Consider the following 17,607-nt stretch of genomic DNA (forward strand, 5'->3'; position numbering starts at 1 on the left):
GAGCAGCGCAAGTTGGGAGCACGGGTGCCGCAAGGCGAAGAAGAGTCCCCGAAGCGGCCTGAGCTGGGTGATCTCGACAGCTTCGCCGGGATCGACGAGCTGGGACCGATCGACGATCCGGACAACACGGATCCGGACAATCCGGACGGGACGTTCCACACCACCGACCACGCCTTCGAGGCGGGCGGTGGATCCGGTGCCGGCGTCGGCGGGGTGGGCCAGCTCGGGGACAACCTGGCGCTCGGCCCGGTGCCCGACCTGCCGTCCACCGACGAGACCCACGAACTGGACGACCAGGGCACCGACGAGCTGCCCGACGAGAACGGGCCCGAGGCGCGCTACGAGCTGCGCGCGGTCGAGGCCGAGCTGAACGAGCGGTGGCCGGAGACCAAGATCGAGCCCTCGCTCGATCGGGTGAAAACGCTGCTCAACCTGCTCGGGGACCCGCAGCGGACCTACCCGGTGCTGCACGTGGCGGGCACCAACGGCAAGGGTTCCACCGCTCGGATGATCGACGCGCTGCTCACCCGGATGGGGGTGCGCGTGGGGCGGTACACCAGTCCGCACCTGCAGCTGGTCACCGAGCGCATCAGCATCGACGGGGCACCGATCTCGGCCGCGAAGTACGTGGACACCTACCGTGACATCGCGCCGTTCGTGACCATGGTCGACAACGCGAGCGAGATCCGGATGAGCAAGTTCGAGGTGCTCACCGGCATGGCGTTCGCCGCCTTCGCCGACGCGCCGGCCGAGGCCGTCGTGCTGGAGGTCGGCATGGGCGGCACCTGGGACGCCACCAACGTGGCCGACGCGCAGGTCGCCGCCATCGCGCCGATCTCCATCGACCACACCGACTACCTGGGCACCGACCTGCGTGACATCGCCAGGGAGAAGGCCGGGGTGATCAAGCCCGGCAGCGTGGCGGTGCTCGCCGAGCAGGACCCCGAGGTGCAGCGCGTGCTGCTGGAACGCGCGATCGAGGTGGACGCCTCGGTGGCCCGCGCGGGCAGCGAGTTCGCCGTGCTCGAACGTGAGATCGCCGTCGGCGGGCAGCTGCTCAAGCTGCAGGGCCTCGGCGGGGTCTACGACCAGATCTTCCTGCCGCTGCACGGCAGGCACCAGGCCGACAACGCGGCGCTCGCGCTGGCCGCGGTCGAGGCCTTCTTCGGCGCGGGCAAGGACCGCCAGCTGGTGGTCGAGGCGGTCCGCGAGGCCTTCGCCGAGGTGCAGAACCCCGGCAGGCTGGAGCGCGTCCGCGCGGCTCCGGCGGTCATGCTCGACGCCGCGCACAACCCGCACGGGGCCCGTGCGCTCGCGGCCACCATCACCGACGAGTTCGCCTTCCGCCGCCTGGTCGCGGTGGTCGGGGTGATGGCGGACAAGGACGCGCACGGCATTCTCGACGCGCTCGAACCGGTGGTCACCGACGTGGTGGTCACGCAGAACAGCTCACCGCGCGCGATGCCGCTGGAGGAGCTGGACGAGCTGGCGAAGTCGGTGTTCGGCGAGGACCGGGTGCACGCGGCACCGCGGCTGGACACCGCGGTGGAGACCGCGGTCGCGCTGGCCGAGGAGTCCGACGACCCGGAGGAGCCGCTGGCCGGTGGCGGGGTGCTGATCACCGGCTCGGTGTTCACCGCGGGTGAGGCACGCACCCTGTTCGGGAAGGAACCGGCATGACCGAGCAGCCGAAACCGCCGGCGAAGGACCCGCTGAAGTCCTTCCGCGGGGTGATGGCGGGCACGCTGATCATGGAGGCCATCGTGGTGGCGCTGGCGCTGCCGGTGGTCGCCCAGCTCGGCGGCGGCCTGACCAGCGGCATCGGCTGGGCGGTGATCGCCATCGCGGTGGTGATGGGTGTGCTGTGCGGGTTCCTGTCGAAGCCGTGGGCGGTGCCCGCGATCCTGGTGCTGCAGGGCGCGCTGATCGCGTTCTTCTTCGCGCTGCCCGCGGTCGCGGTGATCGGCTTTGTCTTCCTGGCGCTGTGGTTGTGGCTGCTGTGGCTGCGCCGAGACGTCGCCCGCCGAATGGCCGAAGGCCGGTTGCCGAGCCAGCAGGAGCAGTAGGCTCGCCGGGTGCGAGAGCTTACCTACTACATCGCCAGCTCGATCGACGGCTTCATCGCCGGACTCGACGGCAGCGGCGTCGCGCTGATGACGTACCGGGCCAGGGCGTTCTAGCGCAGCGGGACCACCTTCAGCGCGGGGGAGCGGAGGATGTCGCCTTCGCAGAAGCGGCCCCGCACCCACTCGCCACGCGAGAACAGTTCGGTCTGGTCGGCGAAGTGCGGGGACGTCGGGTCGGTGGACTGCGAGTAGGTCATCAGCGTGGACGTGTCGGGGCACGCCTTGCCCGCCAGCCCCACCACCTGGATGAAGCTCGACCCGTGCACGATTTCGACGTTGCCCGCCTTCGGGTCCCACACCGGCGACATCGCGTTCAGAATGCCCAGCTGCCCCGGACCGCCGTGCACCGGGATCCGCTTTCCGTTGCGGGTGACCGACTGGTGCTCACCGAGCGTCGCGTCCAGCGGGATGCCCGCGGCGGTCAGCTCGGCCACCGCGTCGTCCAAGGCCTTGCGCACCAACGGGTTCTGCGTGTCGAGCGTGTTCGGGGTGGGCAGCGGATCGGCGGGGTCGAACGGCACCTTCCAGCCCAACCCCGGGCCGAGGCGCATCGCGAACCGCTGGAACAGCAGCGCGCCCCGGCTGTCCAGGCGGAAGGTGTGGTCCCAGGCGGCGAGCGTGTCGCAGGCCGGGCCCGTGCCGCACAGCTCGGCCACCGCGTCGGCGATCAGCACGGCGAGCCGGCTGCGGTCGCCGAAGAGCAGCTGCTTCATCGACTCCGTGGTGAATCCGCCCAGGTTTTCCTCGGTGGCGATCAGGGCTTCCCTGGTGCGTGGTGAGCGCGCGGTGCCGGTGTCACCGATGATCCACGGGTAGCCGGTGAGGGGCGCGCTGGCGTTCGACAACCACGGGCTGTCGTTCGCGTTCAGCTCGTAGTCCTCCCGGATCTGGTGCGGCAGCCGGGCCGGGCCGAGCAGCCCCGGCTCCACCGCGTCGGCGTCGGCACCCCAGGCGCAGGTCCCCTTTGAACCGTCCAGAATGGACACATGGGCGGCCTGGAACAGCTCACGGCCCAACGGGGTCGAGCAGCGGTCCGCCAGTTCGTCGGTGACGTGCGGGACCACCTGGACGTCGGAGTAGAGCGCCCGGCCACGCCGGTCGGTGGCGATCGTGTTCACCCACGGCACGCCGAGCGTGGACTTCAGCGCGGCCGAAACGTCGTCCACGTCGCGTGCCTGGTTCAGGCTGAACCACGTGTTCAGCCCACGCAGATTGGTCGCGTTGGCGTCCCGGAGCGCATACGCCGACGTGGTGGTCCACGGCAGCGAGACGCCATCGACGTCGGTGATGACCGGGCCGTAGCGGGTCGAGTACAGCGTGCGGGTGTCCGTGGTGAGCGAGCCGTCCGGCTGCTTCACTTCGACGGAAACCTGGTGCGCGGTCATCTTCTCCGGCTTGCCGTCGACCACATAGGACAGTGGGTCGCCCTCGGCCAGCTTGACCTCGTACAAGCCGAACGTGCGGGTGGTGGCGAAGGTGTGCGTCCACGCGGCGTCGCGCGTGTGCCCGATCTGGACCAGCGGCATGCCGAGCAGACTGCCGCCGGAAACGTTGAAGCGACCGGGAATGGTCAGCTGCGCCTGCCAGAACCGGCGCCCGCCCTGCCACGGGAAGTGCGGGTTGCCCAGCAGCACGCTGCCGCGGCCCGCCGCGGTGCCGTCCCGGCCGACCGCGATGCCGTTGCTGCCGATGGTGTCTTCGCTGGTGAGCGCGTCACCGATGCGCGCGGCGGCGTCCACGGGCAGCGAGCCGCCCGACGGCTTCGCGTCGACCAGCCCGTTCGCCAGCTGGCCCTGCCCGGAAATGGCGGTGACGGCGTACAGGTGGCGGTAGACGTCGAGTTCGGTGATCGGCCGCACCCAGTCCGCACCGCGGCAGGCGGGATCGGCCGTGCCGTGCTCGGTCAGCCACTTGTTGTAACCGTCGACGTAGCCGCCGACGATCTCCTTGACCTCCGCGCGGGGCTGGCCGAGCAGCCGCTCCACCACGCCGGAGTCGTTGATCCGCTGGAAGTGCACGTCGCTGGCCAGGTTCGAATCGGCCTCGCTGAGCGCGGAGTTGCCGTCGCCGCCCGGCCCGAGGTACTTCGACCGCTTCGCGTCCACGGTCAGGTACCCGTTCGCCAGCTCGCAGAGGTTGTCCTTCGCAGCGGCGTACCCGTAGCCGTAACCGAGGCCGTCGAACGACTTCGCCCAGATGTGCGGAATGCCGTGCTCGGTGTACCGGATCACCGCGCGTGCGCCGTCCGTGTCCGCGGCGGCGGGTGCGGTGACCACGGCGGCCGCGGTCAGCGTGACGGCGAGTACCCGGCCGAACCTGCTGCGTCCCCCCATGTGACCGCCTTCCGTGTGCGCCCGGTGATCCTCTGTCAACCTAGGGCGTCGTTCACCCGGCGGAAAGGCCCAGTTGGCCCCGCGGCCCGAGAATCCGGATAGAACACCGGAATGACCGAATCCCACCACGACCGGCGGTCCCTGCTGCGTGCTGGTGTGCTCGGCGCGGGCGTGCTCGCCGCCGGCTCGCTCGGCGCCGTGCCCGCCCTCGCCCGCGGCAACAGCCGCCCGGTGCTCACCCACGGGGTGCAGTCCGGTGACGTCACCTCGCACTCGGCGATCGTCTGGACCAGGGCGGACCGCCCGTCCCGGATGCTCGTCGAGGTCGCGCGCGACCCGTCCTTCCGCAACGCCCGCCGCATCACCGGCCCGGTGCTCAGCCCCGAGACCGGCGGCACCGGCAAGGTCCGCCTCGCGGGCCTGCGGCCCGGCACCGAACTGCACTACCGCGTGCGTGCCGAGGACCTCGACGGCCGCGTCACCAGCGAGCCGCTGACCGGCCGGTTCGCCACCGCGCCGATCGGCCGCGAGAGCGTGCGCTTTGTCTGGTCCGGCGACACGGTGGGCCAGGGCTGGGGCATCAACCCCGATCGCGGCGGCATGCCGATCTACCGCGCGATGGCGGACCGGCGGCCGGACTTCTTCCTGCACAGCGGTGACACCGTCTACGCCGACGGCCCGCTGGTGGAGCAGGTCACCCTGCCCGACGGCCGGATCTGGCGGAACGTGGTCACGCCGGAGAAGTCCAAGGTGGCCGAAACCCTCGACGAATACCGCGGGCAGTTCGCCTACAACCTGCTCGACGACAAGCTGCGCGGGTTCGCCGCCGAGGTGCCAGCCTACTTCCAGTGGGACGACCACGAGGTGGTCAACAACTGGTACCCGGGCGAGATCCTGGACCTGCCGCGGTACACCGAGAAGCGCGTGGACGTGCTGGCGAAGCGCGCGTTCCAGGCGTTCCACGAGTGGCAGCCGATCGACGCGCGCCAGGCGGTGGACGGCCGGGTGTACCGCAGCTTCGGCTACGGCAGGCACGTCGAGATCTTCGTGCTCGACATGCGCACCTACAAGGACGCGAACAACGCCGACCCGAACGGCGTCGGGCACATCCTGGGCGAGCAGCAGGCGCAGTGGCTGGTGCGCGGGCTCGACCGCAGCCAGGCGACCTGGAAGATCGTCGCCGCGGACATGCCGATCGGGCTCACCGTGCCGGACGGCACCGGGATCGAGGGCGTGGCGAACGGCCTGCCCGGCGGCCCCGGCGGCCGCGAGCACGAACTGGCCTGGGTGCTGCGCGAGATCTCGCGGCGGCGCGTGCGCAACGTGGTCTGGCTGACCGCCGACGTGCACTACACCGCGGCTCACCACTACTCGCCGGACCGCGCGGCCGCCGGGGACTTCGACCCGTTCTGGGAGTTCGTTTCCGGCCCGCTCAACGCCGGTGGTTTCGGCCCGAACGCACTGGACCCGACCTTCGGGCCGGAGGCGGTGTTCGTGCACGCGCCGCCCGCGGCGAACAGCTCGCCGCTGGACGGTTTCCAGCACTTCGGCGAGGTCAACGTGGACGGCGCGAGCGGGGACCTGACCGTCGACCTGCGTGACGCGGCGGGTACTTCGCTGTGGTCGAAGACCCTGCGGCCTCAGCGGCGCTGAGCCCGGTCGCTACAGTTCGCGTCAAGTAACACGCAATTAAAGGAGAAGCACCCGTGAGTGAGCGCACCCTTGTTCTGGTCAAGCCCGACGGCGTCAAGCGCGGACTGGTCGGCGAGGTCATCTCCCGGATCGAGCGCAAGGGCCTGACCCTGGCTCAGCTGGAGCTGCGCACCGTCGAGCGTTCGGTCGCCGAGGAGCACTACGCCGAGCACAAGGACAAGCCGTTCTTCGGTGAGCTGGTGGACTTCATCACCTCCGGCCCGCTGGTCGCCATCGCGGTCGAGGGCACCCGCGCGATCTCGGCGTTCCGGCAGCTGGCCGGGGGCACCGACCCGGTCGAGAAGGCCACCCCGGGCACCATCCGCGGCGACTTCGCCCTGGAGGTCCAGTTCAACCTGGTGCACGGCTCGGACTCGGCCGAATCCGCCGAGCGCGAGCTGAAGCTCTGGTTCCCGAACTGACCCGCTGAGCAACTGTCACGAATGTGGCTTTCGAGACGTTTCGCGTCTCGAAAGCCACATTCGTGACATCGGTTCGAGCCGTGCCGGGAGGTTGAAGCCGACCAGCGCGGCCACCGCCAGCGTCAGCACCACGGCCAGCAGGGTGAGCGCGTTCCCCAGCCCTGCCTGCTCGGCGATCGCCGCCCCCGCCAGCGGGGCGACCGCTCCGCCCAGCGCGCCGACGTTGTACGAGAAGCCCAGCCCGGCCGCTCGCATGCGGGTCGGGAAGTGGTCGGCGATGTACTTCGGCAGCAGCCCCGAGATGCCCTGGCTGGTGGCCTGCATGCCGAACAGCAGCACCCACAGCAGCACCACGTTCCCCGGCGGCAGCGCGAAAACCGGGAACACGAACGCCAGCGAAGCGAACAGCCCGAGCACGTAGGCCCGCCGCGTGCCGAGCCGGTCGCCGAGGATCCCGGCCAGGCACGAACCCGCCGCGTACCCGAGCCCGGCCCAGGTCAACGCGGTCGACACGGCTCCGGGCGCATACCCCAGCTCGGTCTTCAGGTACGTCGGCAGCAGCGACTGGACCGGCCACGAGTACAGGAACGCGCAGAACACCGTGGCGATCACCGCGACCACCACCGGCCACCGCCGCCCGGCCAGCTGCACGGTCAGCGCGAGCAGCCCCAGCACCACCACGGCGATCAGCGGCCAGCCGGTCGCGGTCCGGCTGAACACCAGCACCAGCGCGGTCGTCAGCACCGCCGCGACCAGCGCGTTCACCAGCCGCCGCCCCGGTGCGAACAACACCGACGAGCCGCCGCCGTCGGCCTCCCATTCCGCTGCTTCGGGCAGCGAGCGCCGCAGGTACAGCGTCAGCGCGATGGGCACCAGCCCGGCGTAGAACAGCCAGCGCCACCCGCCGGCGGGCACGATCAGGTCGTAGGCCACCGCGGCGAGCACCGTGCCGACCGGGTACGCCGACAGCAGGAACCCGGTGGCGCGGTTGCGCATGTGCTTCGGCCAGGTCTCCAGCACGTAGGTGGCGCTGGAGCCGTACTCCCCGGCCATCCCGATGCCGACCACCGCGCGGAAGGCGAACAGCGACCAGTAGTCCCAGGCGAACCCGCACAGCCCGCTGCCGACCGAGAACGCCAGGATGGCCAGGATCATCGCGGGCTTGCGGCCGTACCGGTCGGCGATCGCGCCGAGCACCAGCCCGCCGAGCCAGCGCGAGACGAAGGCCGCCGACACCAGCGTCGCCGCCTGCGTCAGGCTGAGCCCGAACTCGGCGGCGATCTCGGTGAGCACCAGGGTGATCAGGATGAAGTCGAAGCCGTCGAGCAGGTAGCCCAGCCAGGCGGCGAAGAACGCCCGGCGCTGGGCGCGGGTGACCGCCATCCGGCTCTCCTTCGAGTTGCGGACATAGGATGTCCTATCTCTGGGGTAAGGTAGTGGCGCGGTGAAGGGAGGGCAAATGTCGGCGAACCAGCGGGCACTGCGCGAGTCGGTCAAGCGGCTGATCGTGGAGCGCGGGCTGCCACCGGGCGCGCTGCTGCCCACCGAACTGGAGCTGATGCGGGAGCTGGAGGTCGGCCGCAATCCGTTGCGCGAGGCGATGAAGGCCCTCGAAGCGCAGGGCATCGTGGACATCCGGCACGGTCACGGCACCTACGTCGGCGGGGTCTCGCTGTCCGGTTTGGAGGCCGGGCTGGCCTTCCGCGGCGCGCTGTCGGTGCGCGGTGATCTCACCGACATCCGCGAGCTGCTGGAGGTCCGCGAAGTGCTCGAAGCCGGGCTGGCCGGCCGGGTGCTCGCCGCCGGGGACTCGGTGGACCTGACCGTGCTCGAGTCCGCGGTCCAGACCATGGAGGAACGCGCCGAGGCTGGCGAATACGCGCCCGAGGCCGACTGGCTGTTCCACGAGACGCTCTACCGCCCGCTGGGCAACAACCTGGTGCTCGAACTGCTCCGCGTGTTCTGGCGGGTCTTCCGCTCGCTCGACGGTGACCTGCCGCGTGGTGACGAGGAAACGCCCGCGCTGGTGGCGAGCTGGCACCGGGACATCCTGGAAGCCTTGCGCACGCGGGACGAAGCCGCGCTGCACACCGCCGTCGAGGCGCATTTCCGCGGGATCAGGGCCAGGGTGTCCGGTTCGGTTGCGCGGTTCGGCTGACGTTCACCTCGCCGTCTTCCGCTGGCGATTTCCATGCGCTGAGGTGAGGCCGGAGACCTTCGACGGACTGGGGAGCGGCAGTGGGCAGGATTCGTTCAGGTGCGGTGCTGGTGCTCGCCGGGGTGCTCGCGATGCCGCCGGTGGTGGCCGCGGCCGATCCGCTGGCCGCGCCGCTCGGCCCGGTACCGGCCGAATCGGCCCCGGCGGCCTCGTCCTCCGGCGAGGCGACCGCCCGCGTCGCCGCGGCGGCCCCGGACGACGGGCTGGTCACCGGTTCCGCCACCAGCGAGGTGGCACCCGGCCTCAGCCTGACCCAGTTCGACCGCTTCGACCCGCTCGGCTGGATCCGCGGTGACACGCTGGAGGTCGACCTGGCCACCGGGTCGCTGAAACCGGCCTACCTGAACCCGGGTGCGGTCGCCGCCCGCGCGCCGCTGTCCGAGCAGGTCGCCGCGGCGGGCGCGGTCGCCGGGGTGAACGGCGACTTCTTCGACATCAACGCCACCGGCGCCCCGCTCGGCGTCGGCATCGGCGGCGGGCAGCTGCACACCGCGCCCGCGCAGGGCCACAACTTCACCGCGGCGATCACCGCCGAGGGCAAGGCGCGCCTGGCGTCGGTGTTCCTCGACGCGACCGTGACGCTGCCCGGCGGCCCCATCAAGGCGACCAACTTCAACGGCGCGGTGCTGGCGAAGGACGGCATCGGCGTCTACACCCCGTTGTGGGGCAGTGCTTCACGCAAGACCTCGGTCGCCGGGGCGGCCAAGGTGCTCGAAGTCGAACTGCGTGACGGCAAGGTCGCCCAGCTGCGCCCGCAGCCGGTGGACGGCCCGATCGCCGCGGGCAGCACGATCCTGCTCGCCCGCGACGCCGGGGTGGACGCGCTCGCCGGGCTCGCCGTCGGTGACCCGGTTTCGGTCGCGTACGCGCCCCGCAGCGACGCCGGGGAGCTGGCGGTGGCGGTCGGCGGCAACAAGGTGCTGCTCGCCGACGGTCAGCTGCAGCCGGTCGACACGGTGGCCATGCACCCGCGCACGGCGGTCGGCTTCTCCGCCGACGGCAGCCGAATGTGGTTGTCCACTGTGGATGGACGACAGGCGGACAGCCGCGGCATGACCGAACTCGAACTCGCGCGGCACATGCAGTCGCTGGGCGCGGACGACGCGATCAATCTCGACGGCGGCGGCTCGTCGACGCTGCTCGCCCGCGAAGAGGGCGACGTGGCGGCGTCGGTGCGCAACTCGCCGTCGGACGGCGGCGAGAGGACCGTGCCGAACGGCCTCGGGTTCGCCACCACGCCGGGCAGCGGCAAGCTGACCGGGTTCGCCCCGCATCCCGAGCAGGAGAGCGAAAACGCCGACCGCGTGCTGCCCGGGCTGTCCCGGCGCCTGGTCGCGGGCGGGCACGACGAGTCCGGCGCGGCGGTCGGCGTGAAGCCGATCTGGCGGAGTTCGCGCGGTATCGTGCGCGACGGGGTTTTTGTGGCCACGCCAGGGGAACGCGCCACCGTCGAGGTGGAGGCGAGCTACCGCGGCACCCGGGGCAGCACCGAGCTGACCGTGCTGGGCGAGCCGGTCCGGCTGGGCACCAGCACCGAGCAGGTCGCGTTGTCCGGCGCCGGGGCGTCCGGTGACTTCCAGGTCTACGGCTACGACGCGGACGGTTACGGCACCTGGCTCGAACCGTCCGACGTACAGCTGGAATTCGACCAGTCGGTGGTGCGCGTCGAGCCCGACGGCGACCGGTTCGCGGTGACCGCGCTGGTGCCCGCGGGCGCGACCGTGGTGACCGCGAAGGCGGCCGGGCTGGTCACGCACTTCGTCATCTCGGTGGGCAGCGAACCGCGGCTCCTGTCGCCTTTGGACGGTCCGGCGGGCTGGACGGCCTCGGTGTACCCGGCCGTGGTCGGCGCGGTGCTGAGCGAGGGTGATGGCCGTGACGGCGGCCGCGGCCTCGCGCTGGACTACCGGCTCACCGGCACCACCGCGACCCGCGCGGCCTACGTCAACGCGAGCACGCCGTACACGCTGCCCGCTGGCACGCAGAAGGTGGGCGTGTGGGTCAACGGAGACGGCAAGGGCGCCTGGCTGCGCGCCGAACTCCGGGACGCGTCGAACGTCGCGTCCATTGTGGACTTGACACTTGCGGTGGACTGGACCGGCTGGCGCTACGTCGAAGGCAGCCTGCCCGCCGGGCTGCCGTCGGGTCAGCGGCTCACCCGGTTCTACGCCGTGGAGAACGTGCCTGACCAGCAGTACGAGGGCAGGCTGGTGTTCGACGACCTGACGCTGAAGGTGGCGCCGTCGGCGGAGGTGCCCGGCGATCCGGCCGAACGCGACCCCGCGGTGCTCACCGACGGCTCGCTCGGCGACGGCGGGCTCAAGGTCGCCGTGGTCAGCGACGCGCAGTTCACCGCCGACGCGCCCACCGGCCCGCTGGTCGCGCAGGCCCGCCGCACGCTGCGTGAGGCGGTGGCGGCGAAACCGGACGTGGTGGTGATCAACGGCGACTTCGTCGACCGCGGCCTCGCCGCCGACTTCGATCTGGCGCGGCAGATCATCACCGAGGAACTCGACGGCCGGGTGCCCTGGTACTACGTGCCCGGCAACCACGAGGCCGACGGTGGCAAGGGGCTGGCCGAGTTCCAGGCGGAGTTCGGTGCACCGCAACGCGTCGTGGACCTCAACGGGGTCCGGATGGTGCTGCTCGACTCGTCACGCGGCAGCCTGCGTGCCGGTGGTTTCGACCAGGTGCGGATGCTGCGTGAAGCGCTCGACGGCGCCGAAACCGACGCTGCGGTGCGCGGGGTGGTCGTGGCCATGCACCACCCGACGCGCGACCCGAGCCCGACCGGCAACTCGCAGCTGGCCGACGGCAAGGAGGCAGACCTCCTGCGCACCTGGCTGACCGGGTTCGAGGAGCGCTCCGGCAAGCCCGCCGCCGCCATCGCCTCGCACGCCGGCGTGTTCAACGTGTCCAGAGTGGACGGTGTGCCGTACCTGATCAACGGCAACGCGGGCAAGGCACCGGCGGCGGCACCCGGCGACGGCGGGTTCACCGGCTGGACCATGGTGCGGCTGGGCTCCGGGGTGGAGATCCAGACCCGGCCGCACGTGGACGAGCTGACCCTGACCGCGCCCGCGTCGGTGAAGATCGGTACCAAGGCGGCGGTTTTCGGTACGGTGAACCAGGGTGGGCGGGCCGTTCCGGTGGCCTACCCGGTCAGCGCCGACTGGATCGGCGGTACCGGCACCCACGTCGGCGGTGGCCCCGCCGGTGGCGCGGTCGCTGCCTTCGACCCGTCGACGGGGCTGCTCACCGGGTTGCGCCCGGGGTCGGCGGAACTGACGCTGGAGGTCAACGGGGTGCGCCGCACGGTCACCATCCCGGTAACGCTGTGAGGTGAGGGCCGTCGAACTCGTGCCGATGACCGAGGAGGAGTTCACGGCCTACCGCGAGCACGTGATCGTCGCGTACGCCGAAGCGAAGGTGCACGCCGGGAACTGGCCGGCCCAGGACGCACGGCGGCTGTCCGAGGAAGCCCATGAGCAGCTGCTGCCCGCCGGGCTGGTGACCTCGGTGAACCACATCTACACCGCGCGCGACGGCGGCCGCGTCGTCGGCACGCTGTGGTTCGCCGAGCGCGACGGCGAGAGCGGGCGGCTGGCCTACCTCTACAACATCGAGGTGCACCGCGAGCAGCGCGGGAAGGGCTACGGCAAGGCGATGATGGCCGCGCTCGAAGACGAGGTCGCGAAGCTGGGGCTGGACACCATCCAGCTCCACGTCTTCGGCGACAACACCACCGCGCGCTCGCTCTACGCGGGCGCCGGGTACGCCGAGACCAACGTGGTGATGAGCAAGCGCCTGCGATAACCGGTCGAAAACTGTCGGTGCCGCGTGGCACAGTGCCGGATGTGGGAGAAAGCAGTTTCGACGGCCCGATGGTCCAGGCCAAGGCGCTGGTGAAGCGCTTCGGCGAGTTCGAGGCCGTCCGGGGCATCGACGTCGAGGTCCGGCGCGGGGAGGCGTTCGGCTTTCTCGGGCCGAACGGCGCCGGGAAGTCCTCCACCATGCGCATGATCGCCTGCGTGTCCCCGCGCTCGGACGGCGAACTGAAGGTGCTCGGCCTCGACCCGGACGCCGACGGCCCGCGCATCCGCGCGCGGATCGGCGTGGTACCGCAGCTGGACAACCTGGACGCCGAGCTGACCGTGCGGCAGAACCTCCAGGTCTACGGCCGCTACTTCGGGCTCTCCCGCGCGCACGTGCGGAAGAAGGCGGTCGAGCTGATGGAGTTCGCGCAGCTGACCGAGAAGGCCGAGGGTGAGGTCGAAGCGCTCTCCGGCGGCATGAAGCGGCGGCTGACCATCGCGCGCTCGCTGGTGAACGATCCCGAGCTGCTGCTGCTCGACGAGCCGACCACCGGGCTCGACCCGCAGGCCAGGCACCTGTTGTGGGACAGGCTGTTCCGGCTGAAATCCCAGGGCGTCACGCTGATCATCACCACCCACTACATGGATGAGGCCGAGCAGTTGTGTGACCGGCTGGTGGTGATGGACGGCGGCCGCATCGCCGCCGAGGGCTCGCCGGCCGAGCTGATCGCGCGGTACTCCACGCGTGAGGTGCTGGAGCTGCGGTTCGCGCCGGGGGAGCAGGCCGCCGCCGTGCCCGAGGTCGAATCGCTGGCCGAGCGGATCGAGGTGCTGCCGGACCGGCTGCTGCTCTACACCGCCACCGGGGAGGCGGCGCTGGAGCAGGCACACGCGCGCGGGGTGCGGCCGTTGTCCAGCCTGGTCCGCCGCAGCACGCTGGAGGACGTTTTCCTCCGGCTCACCGGCCGGACGCTGGTGGACTGATGACGGTTTCCACCGGCCGGGTCGTGGGCGCGTGGCGCGGGGCGGCGCTGCGTGTCGAGGGGCACTGGATGTGGTACCGCCGGTACTGGCGGTCCAACCTGTACTCCACCGGGCTGCAGCCGCTGTTCTTCCTCGCCGCGATGGGGCTGGGCTTCGGTTCGCAGGTGCAGCCGGGCGAGGCCACTGGCGGGCTGTCGTACCTGCACTACGTGGCGCCCGCGCTGCTGGTGTCGGCGTCGCTGATGCTGGCGGTCGGGGAGTCCACCTATCCGGTGCTGTCCGGGTTCAAGTGGCAGAAGGACTACCTGGCGGCCACCGCGACGCCGATCTCGCCGGGGCAGGTGCTCGGCGGGCACTTGCTGTGGGTGGCGCTCCGGCTGACGCTGGCCGGTGCGGTGTACGCGGTGATGGCGCTGCTGCTGGGGGCCTGGCTGAACGCGGGCGCGGTGCTGGTCGTGGTGGTCGGCGTGGCCACCGGGCTGGCGTGCGCGGCGCCGGTGTGCGCGTTCGCGGCCAGCACGTACGACGAGGGCACGCGGTTCGCCACGCTGTTCCGGTTCGTGGTGATGCCGATGACCTTGTTCGCCGGGACCTTCTTCCCGATCGAGCAGATCCCGATGGCGCTGCGGTGGCTGGCGTGGATTTCCCCGCTGTGGCACGGCACCGAACTGTCGCGCGGGGTCACGCTCGGCACGCTCGACCTGCTGCCTGGGCTCGGGCACGCGGCTTTCCTGGTGGTGTTGTTCGGCGCCGGTTTTGTGTTCGCGCGGCACTACTTCTACAAACGGCTGGTGGTGTGACCGTGGTGGTGCGGGAGGCTCCGCCTTCGCGGGGATTGCTGTTGCGGGTGCTGCCGTCTTCGCTGTACGCGGGGCGGGCGCGGTTCCTGCTGGAGCGGTCGGCGCTGGTGTACTCGCGGTACTGGGTGGTGTTCGCGTCCGGGGCGCTGGAGCCGCTGTTCTACCTGCTGGCGTTCCAGGTCGGGTTCGGCAAGCTGGTCGGCGAGGTGGCCGGGCCGGGCGGTCAGCTGATGAGCTACGTCGCGTTCGTGGCGCCGGGCCTGCTCGCGGCGTCGGCGATGAACGGCGCCGTCTTCGACTCGACGTACAACGTGTTCTTCCGGTTCCGGTACGCGAAGCTGTACGACGCCATGCTGGCCACGCCGATCGGCCCGCTGGACATCGCACTCGGCGAGATCGGCTTCGCCGTGGTGCGGGGCGCGCTGTACTCGACGGCTTTCGTGGCGGTGATGGGCGCGATGGGCCTGCTCACCTCACCGTGGGCGGTCCTGCTGCTGCCCGCGGCGGTGCTGGTCTCGTTCGCCTTCGCCGCGGTCGGCATGGGCTGCGCCACGTTCCTGCGGTCCACCAGCCAGTTCGACTACATCCAGCTGGTGCTGATGCCGATGTTCCTGTTCTCCACCACGTTCTATCCCCTGGGCGTGTACCCGGAGGCGCTGCAGTGGGTGGTCAGCTGCCTCCCCCTGTACCACGGCATCGAACTCATGCGCAGCCTGGCGACGGGCTTCTTCGACTGGTCCATCCTGGGGCACCTGGCCTACCTGCTGGTGATGGCCGCGGTGGGCCTGGTCCTGGCCGCACGGCGCCTGCACAAACTCCTACTCAGCTGACCCCGGCGCACATCCCGCCACCCCGGCGCGCGCTCCTTCGCCGCTGCCCGCCGCGCCCGCTCCTTCGCCGCTGCCCGCCGCGCCCGCTCTCCTGCGCCGCTGACCCCCGCGCACGCTCCTTTCGCCGCTGACCACCACACAAACTTCTCCTCAGCTGACCCCGGCGCACATCCCCCGCCACGGACCCCAGCGCGCACTCCTCCGGCGCTGGTCTCCGCGCGCACTCCTGCGCCGCTGGCCTCCGCGTGCACTCCTGCGCCGCTGACCCCCGCGCACACCCTCCGCCGCTGACCCCCGCGCACACCCTCCGCCGCTGACGCTCGCGCACATTCCCGCCACGCGTCTCGCCCCCAGCCGACGCCGCCCAGCCCACTTTCCGCACCCGCCGACGCGCACCTGGCGCGCCACCCGTACCGCGCGGAGCCACCTCTCCGCGCCCGCGCAGGCCGCCAGCCATCCCCCCCCGGGACACGAATGTGGCTTTCGGGGCCGATTTCGCCCCGAAAGCCACATTCGTGTCCACCCACGCCAGCCGGGGTGCCCTCGCCAGGCCGCGCCTCAGGCAGGCCCGGTGCGCCACCGCGCGCCGCCCACACCGCGGCAGTGCCGGGCGGGTCACCCGCTGAGCCGGGCCAAGACCCCGTCCCCGGCTCAGCGGGTGACGGCGGCCGTTCTCGCGTTGACCAGGCCGTGGCCGTAGAAGCCGTTGTAGGCGCCGTATCCCGCGCAGTAGGCGTCCTGCGTGCCATCACCGGTTAGGTCGTAGTCGGCGGGGCAGTTCATCGGGGTGGCCTGCGACTGCAACGCCCGCCGCAGCGTGGAGGGGCCCCAGCCCGGGTGTTCCGACACCAGCAGCGCCGCCACCCCCGCCACGTGTGGCGCGGCCATCGAAGTGCCGCACAGCGGCGCGTACCCGCCCGGCACCGTCGAGAGCACGCAGTCGCCCGCCTCACCACCCGGCGCGGTCAGGTCGATCACGCCGAGCCCATACGAGCTGTACCCCGCCTTCACCCCCGACGCGCTCACCGACGACACCGCCACCACATCCCGCAGCCCGGCGGGCAGGGCCTCGCACCCACCGCGTCCCGACTTGCCGCTGCGCGGGGACGGCACCAGGTTGACCGCCTCGTTCGTCGCCGCCGCCACGTTCAGGGTGCCCTGGCTGTCCGCGTATTCGACCGCGCGGGCCAGTGCCTCCTGCAGCACGCGGTCCCCGGCCACGCACGAAAGCGCCCACGGGTTCACGAAAAAACTGCTGTTCGTCACGGCCATGTCGTGGTCGGCCGCCCAGATCAGCCCGCACACCGCGGCCTCCGGATCGACGTACCCGCGGTCGTCGATGACCTTGATCGAGGCGATCCGCACCCCCGGCGCGACACCGGTGGTGCCACGCCCGTCGTCCGCCGCCGCGATCGTGCCCGCGACGTGCGTGCCGTGCGTGGAGGTGGTCGGCTGCCACGCCCGTTCGCTGGTGTCCGGCGCCCCGGACAGGCAGCTCACCGACTGGTCGGCGGCGATCGCGGGCGCCAGGTCGGGGTGCGTGGCGTCGATCCCGCTGTCCAGCACGCCGACCACCACGCGCGGGCTGCCCGCCGCGCCCTCGCCGGCGCCGATGGCACGCATGTCCCACTGCTCGGCGGTGCGGTCGGCACGCGGCACCGCGTCCGGATCGGTCGCGGTGATCCTGGCCTTGGTGCCAGCGGACCGCGGGGCCTTCTTCGCGCTCTTCGCCCGCTCGCCCTGCGCGCTGAACGCGCGGCCGGGGCCGAGCCGCTCGGCGAACCCGGCGTCGGCCGAGGTGGCGACGCCGACGCCGACCTGCGGGTAGAAGGTCGTGCTCTGCCCGCAGGCGCCTTCGACCTCGGCCGCGGCTTCCTCGGCGGTGGTCCCGCGATCGAACAACACGACGTAACGCAGGGTGCGGGCACCGGGGGAGCAGTCCGGCTCGGCCGCGCCGGCCGGTACCGGCGCCGCGACCTGACCGGCGAGCACCAGCAGCGCGCCCGCGAGGACCGTGCTCGCACGCAGCCGCACGGGTACCTCCATCTCGGCGAGAAGAGCTTCGGCTGAGCGGGTCCCCCGACCCCCGAGCCCGCACGGTAACCACCGGCCGGACGCTGGACAAGCGGTCCGGCGAAGTTCGCCCGGGTGGCTGGCCGGGAAGTGGTAGTGGCCGTTTTCACACTACCTGGCGTGTCGCCGGTCCCGCCGCTCGTCAGCGAGCTGTAACCCGATGAGCCGGTACCGAGTACGCGGTATCCGCCCCGGTGTGTGGGATACTCAGGGCGGCCGCTGGGCCGGAGCCGCCGCGCGTCGCGCGGAGGACACCGGCGTGGTGGCCCGGTGACCTGCTGAACGAGCCATGTCGTCGCCGCCTCCACCGGCGG

Annotated in this window: 13 protein-coding genes; 10 read left to right on the top strand and 3 right to left on the bottom strand. The window is 71.6% G+C overall.

What is annotated here, in order from left to right; all coding sequences use genetic code 11:
* Positions 1-24 precede the first annotated feature (24 nt).
* Positions 25-1,680 carry a bifunctional tetrahydrofolate synthase/dihydrofolate synthase gene (gene folC, locus A4R43_RS39780; RefSeq protein WP_113696797.1) on the top strand — a complete coding sequence of 552 codons (1,656 nt, stop codon included), beginning with the start codon at positions 25-27 and terminating at the stop codon, positions 1,678-1,680.
* On the top strand, positions 1,677-2,066 hold the full coding sequence (locus A4R43_RS39785) for a DUF4233 domain-containing protein (protein ID WP_113696798.1): 390 nt from the start codon (positions 1,677-1,679) through the stop codon (positions 2,064-2,066). The genes folC and A4R43_RS39785 overlap by 4 nt, the downstream gene beginning before the upstream one ends.
* A gap of 110 nt (positions 2,067-2,176) precedes the next feature.
* Here the strand turns inward: A4R43_RS39785 and A4R43_RS39790 are convergent, their stop codons facing one another.
* Positions 2,177-4,459 (bottom strand): penicillin acylase family protein, encoded by a 2,283-nt coding sequence (locus tag A4R43_RS39790; protein ID WP_113696799.1) that lies wholly within the window; start codon positions 4,457-4,459, stop codon positions 2,177-2,179.
* Positions 4,460-4,570: 111 nt separating this feature from the next.
* On the opposite strand from A4R43_RS39790, the gene A4R43_RS39795 reads away from it, so the two are divergent.
* Positions 4,571-6,112 carry an alkaline phosphatase D family protein gene (locus A4R43_RS39795; protein ID WP_113696800.1) on the top strand — a complete coding sequence of 514 codons (1,542 nt, stop codon included), beginning with the start codon at positions 4,571-4,573 and terminating at the stop codon, positions 6,110-6,112.
* Between the two features lie 53 nt (positions 6,113-6,165).
* Positions 6,166-6,573, top strand: a complete 408-nt coding sequence (ndk, locus tag A4R43_RS39800; protein ID WP_113696801.1) for a nucleoside-diphosphate kinase — start codon at positions 6,166-6,168, stop codon at positions 6,571-6,573.
* Positions 6,574-6,588: 15 nt separating this feature from the next.
* On the opposite strand, the gene A4R43_RS39805 is transcribed toward ndk, so the two are convergent.
* Entirely contained in the window at positions 6,589-7,956 is a 1,368-nt protein-coding gene (locus A4R43_RS39805; RefSeq protein WP_113696802.1) for a sialate:H+ symport family MFS transporter, read from the bottom strand.
* Positions 7,957-8,032: 76 nt separating this feature from the next.
* On the opposite strand from A4R43_RS39805, the gene A4R43_RS39810 reads away from it, so the two are divergent.
* The 6 genes from A4R43_RS39810 to A4R43_RS39835 all read left to right on the top strand — a co-directional run bounded on the left by A4R43_RS39810 (position 8,033) and on the right by A4R43_RS39835 (position 15,220).
* Positions 8,033-8,731: a FadR/GntR family transcriptional regulator gene (locus tag A4R43_RS39810; RefSeq protein WP_113696803.1), complete on the top strand. Its 699-nt coding sequence runs from the start codon at positions 8,033-8,035 to the stop codon at positions 8,729-8,731.
* A 131-nt stretch (positions 8,732-8,862) separates the two neighbouring features.
* Positions 8,863-12,132, top strand: a complete 3,270-nt coding sequence (locus tag A4R43_RS39815; RefSeq protein WP_113698196.1) for a phosphodiester glycosidase family protein — start codon at positions 8,863-8,865, stop codon at positions 12,130-12,132.
* Position 12,133: 1 nt separating this feature from the next.
* The gene (locus A4R43_RS39820) at positions 12,134-12,607 is read left to right on the top strand and encodes a GNAT family N-acetyltransferase (RefSeq protein WP_113696804.1); all 474 of its coding nucleotides are present in this window, start codon (positions 12,134-12,136) and stop codon (positions 12,605-12,607) included.
* A 68-nt stretch (positions 12,608-12,675) separates the two neighbouring features.
* The gene (locus A4R43_RS39825) at positions 12,676-13,590 is read left to right on the top strand and encodes an ABC transporter ATP-binding protein (RefSeq protein ID WP_113696805.1); all 915 of its coding nucleotides are present in this window, start codon (positions 12,676-12,678) and stop codon (positions 13,588-13,590) included.
* Positions 13,590-14,390, top strand: a complete 801-nt coding sequence (locus tag A4R43_RS39830) for an ABC transporter permease (RefSeq protein ID WP_162788766.1) — start codon at positions 13,590-13,592, stop codon at positions 14,388-14,390. The genes A4R43_RS39825 and A4R43_RS39830 overlap by 1 nt, the downstream gene beginning before the upstream one ends.
* A 2-nt stretch (positions 14,391-14,392) precedes the next feature.
* Positions 14,393-15,220 carry an ABC transporter permease gene (locus A4R43_RS39835; RefSeq protein WP_418190787.1) on the top strand — a complete coding sequence of 276 codons (828 nt, stop codon included), beginning with the start codon at positions 14,393-14,395 and terminating at the stop codon, positions 15,218-15,220.
* Between the two features lie 651 nt (positions 15,221-15,871).
* On the opposite strand, the gene A4R43_RS39840 is transcribed toward A4R43_RS39835, so the two are convergent.
* Entirely contained in the window at positions 15,872-17,266 is a 1,395-nt protein-coding gene (locus A4R43_RS39840; RefSeq protein ID WP_113696808.1) for a S8 family peptidase, read from the bottom strand.
* Between the last annotated feature and the right edge of the window lie 341 nt (positions 17,267-17,607).

It is taken from the genome of Amycolatopsis albispora, assembly GCF_003312875.1.
In the GTDB taxonomy this organism is placed as follows: Bacteria; Actinomycetota; Actinomycetes; order Mycobacteriales; family Pseudonocardiaceae; genus Amycolatopsis; species Amycolatopsis albispora.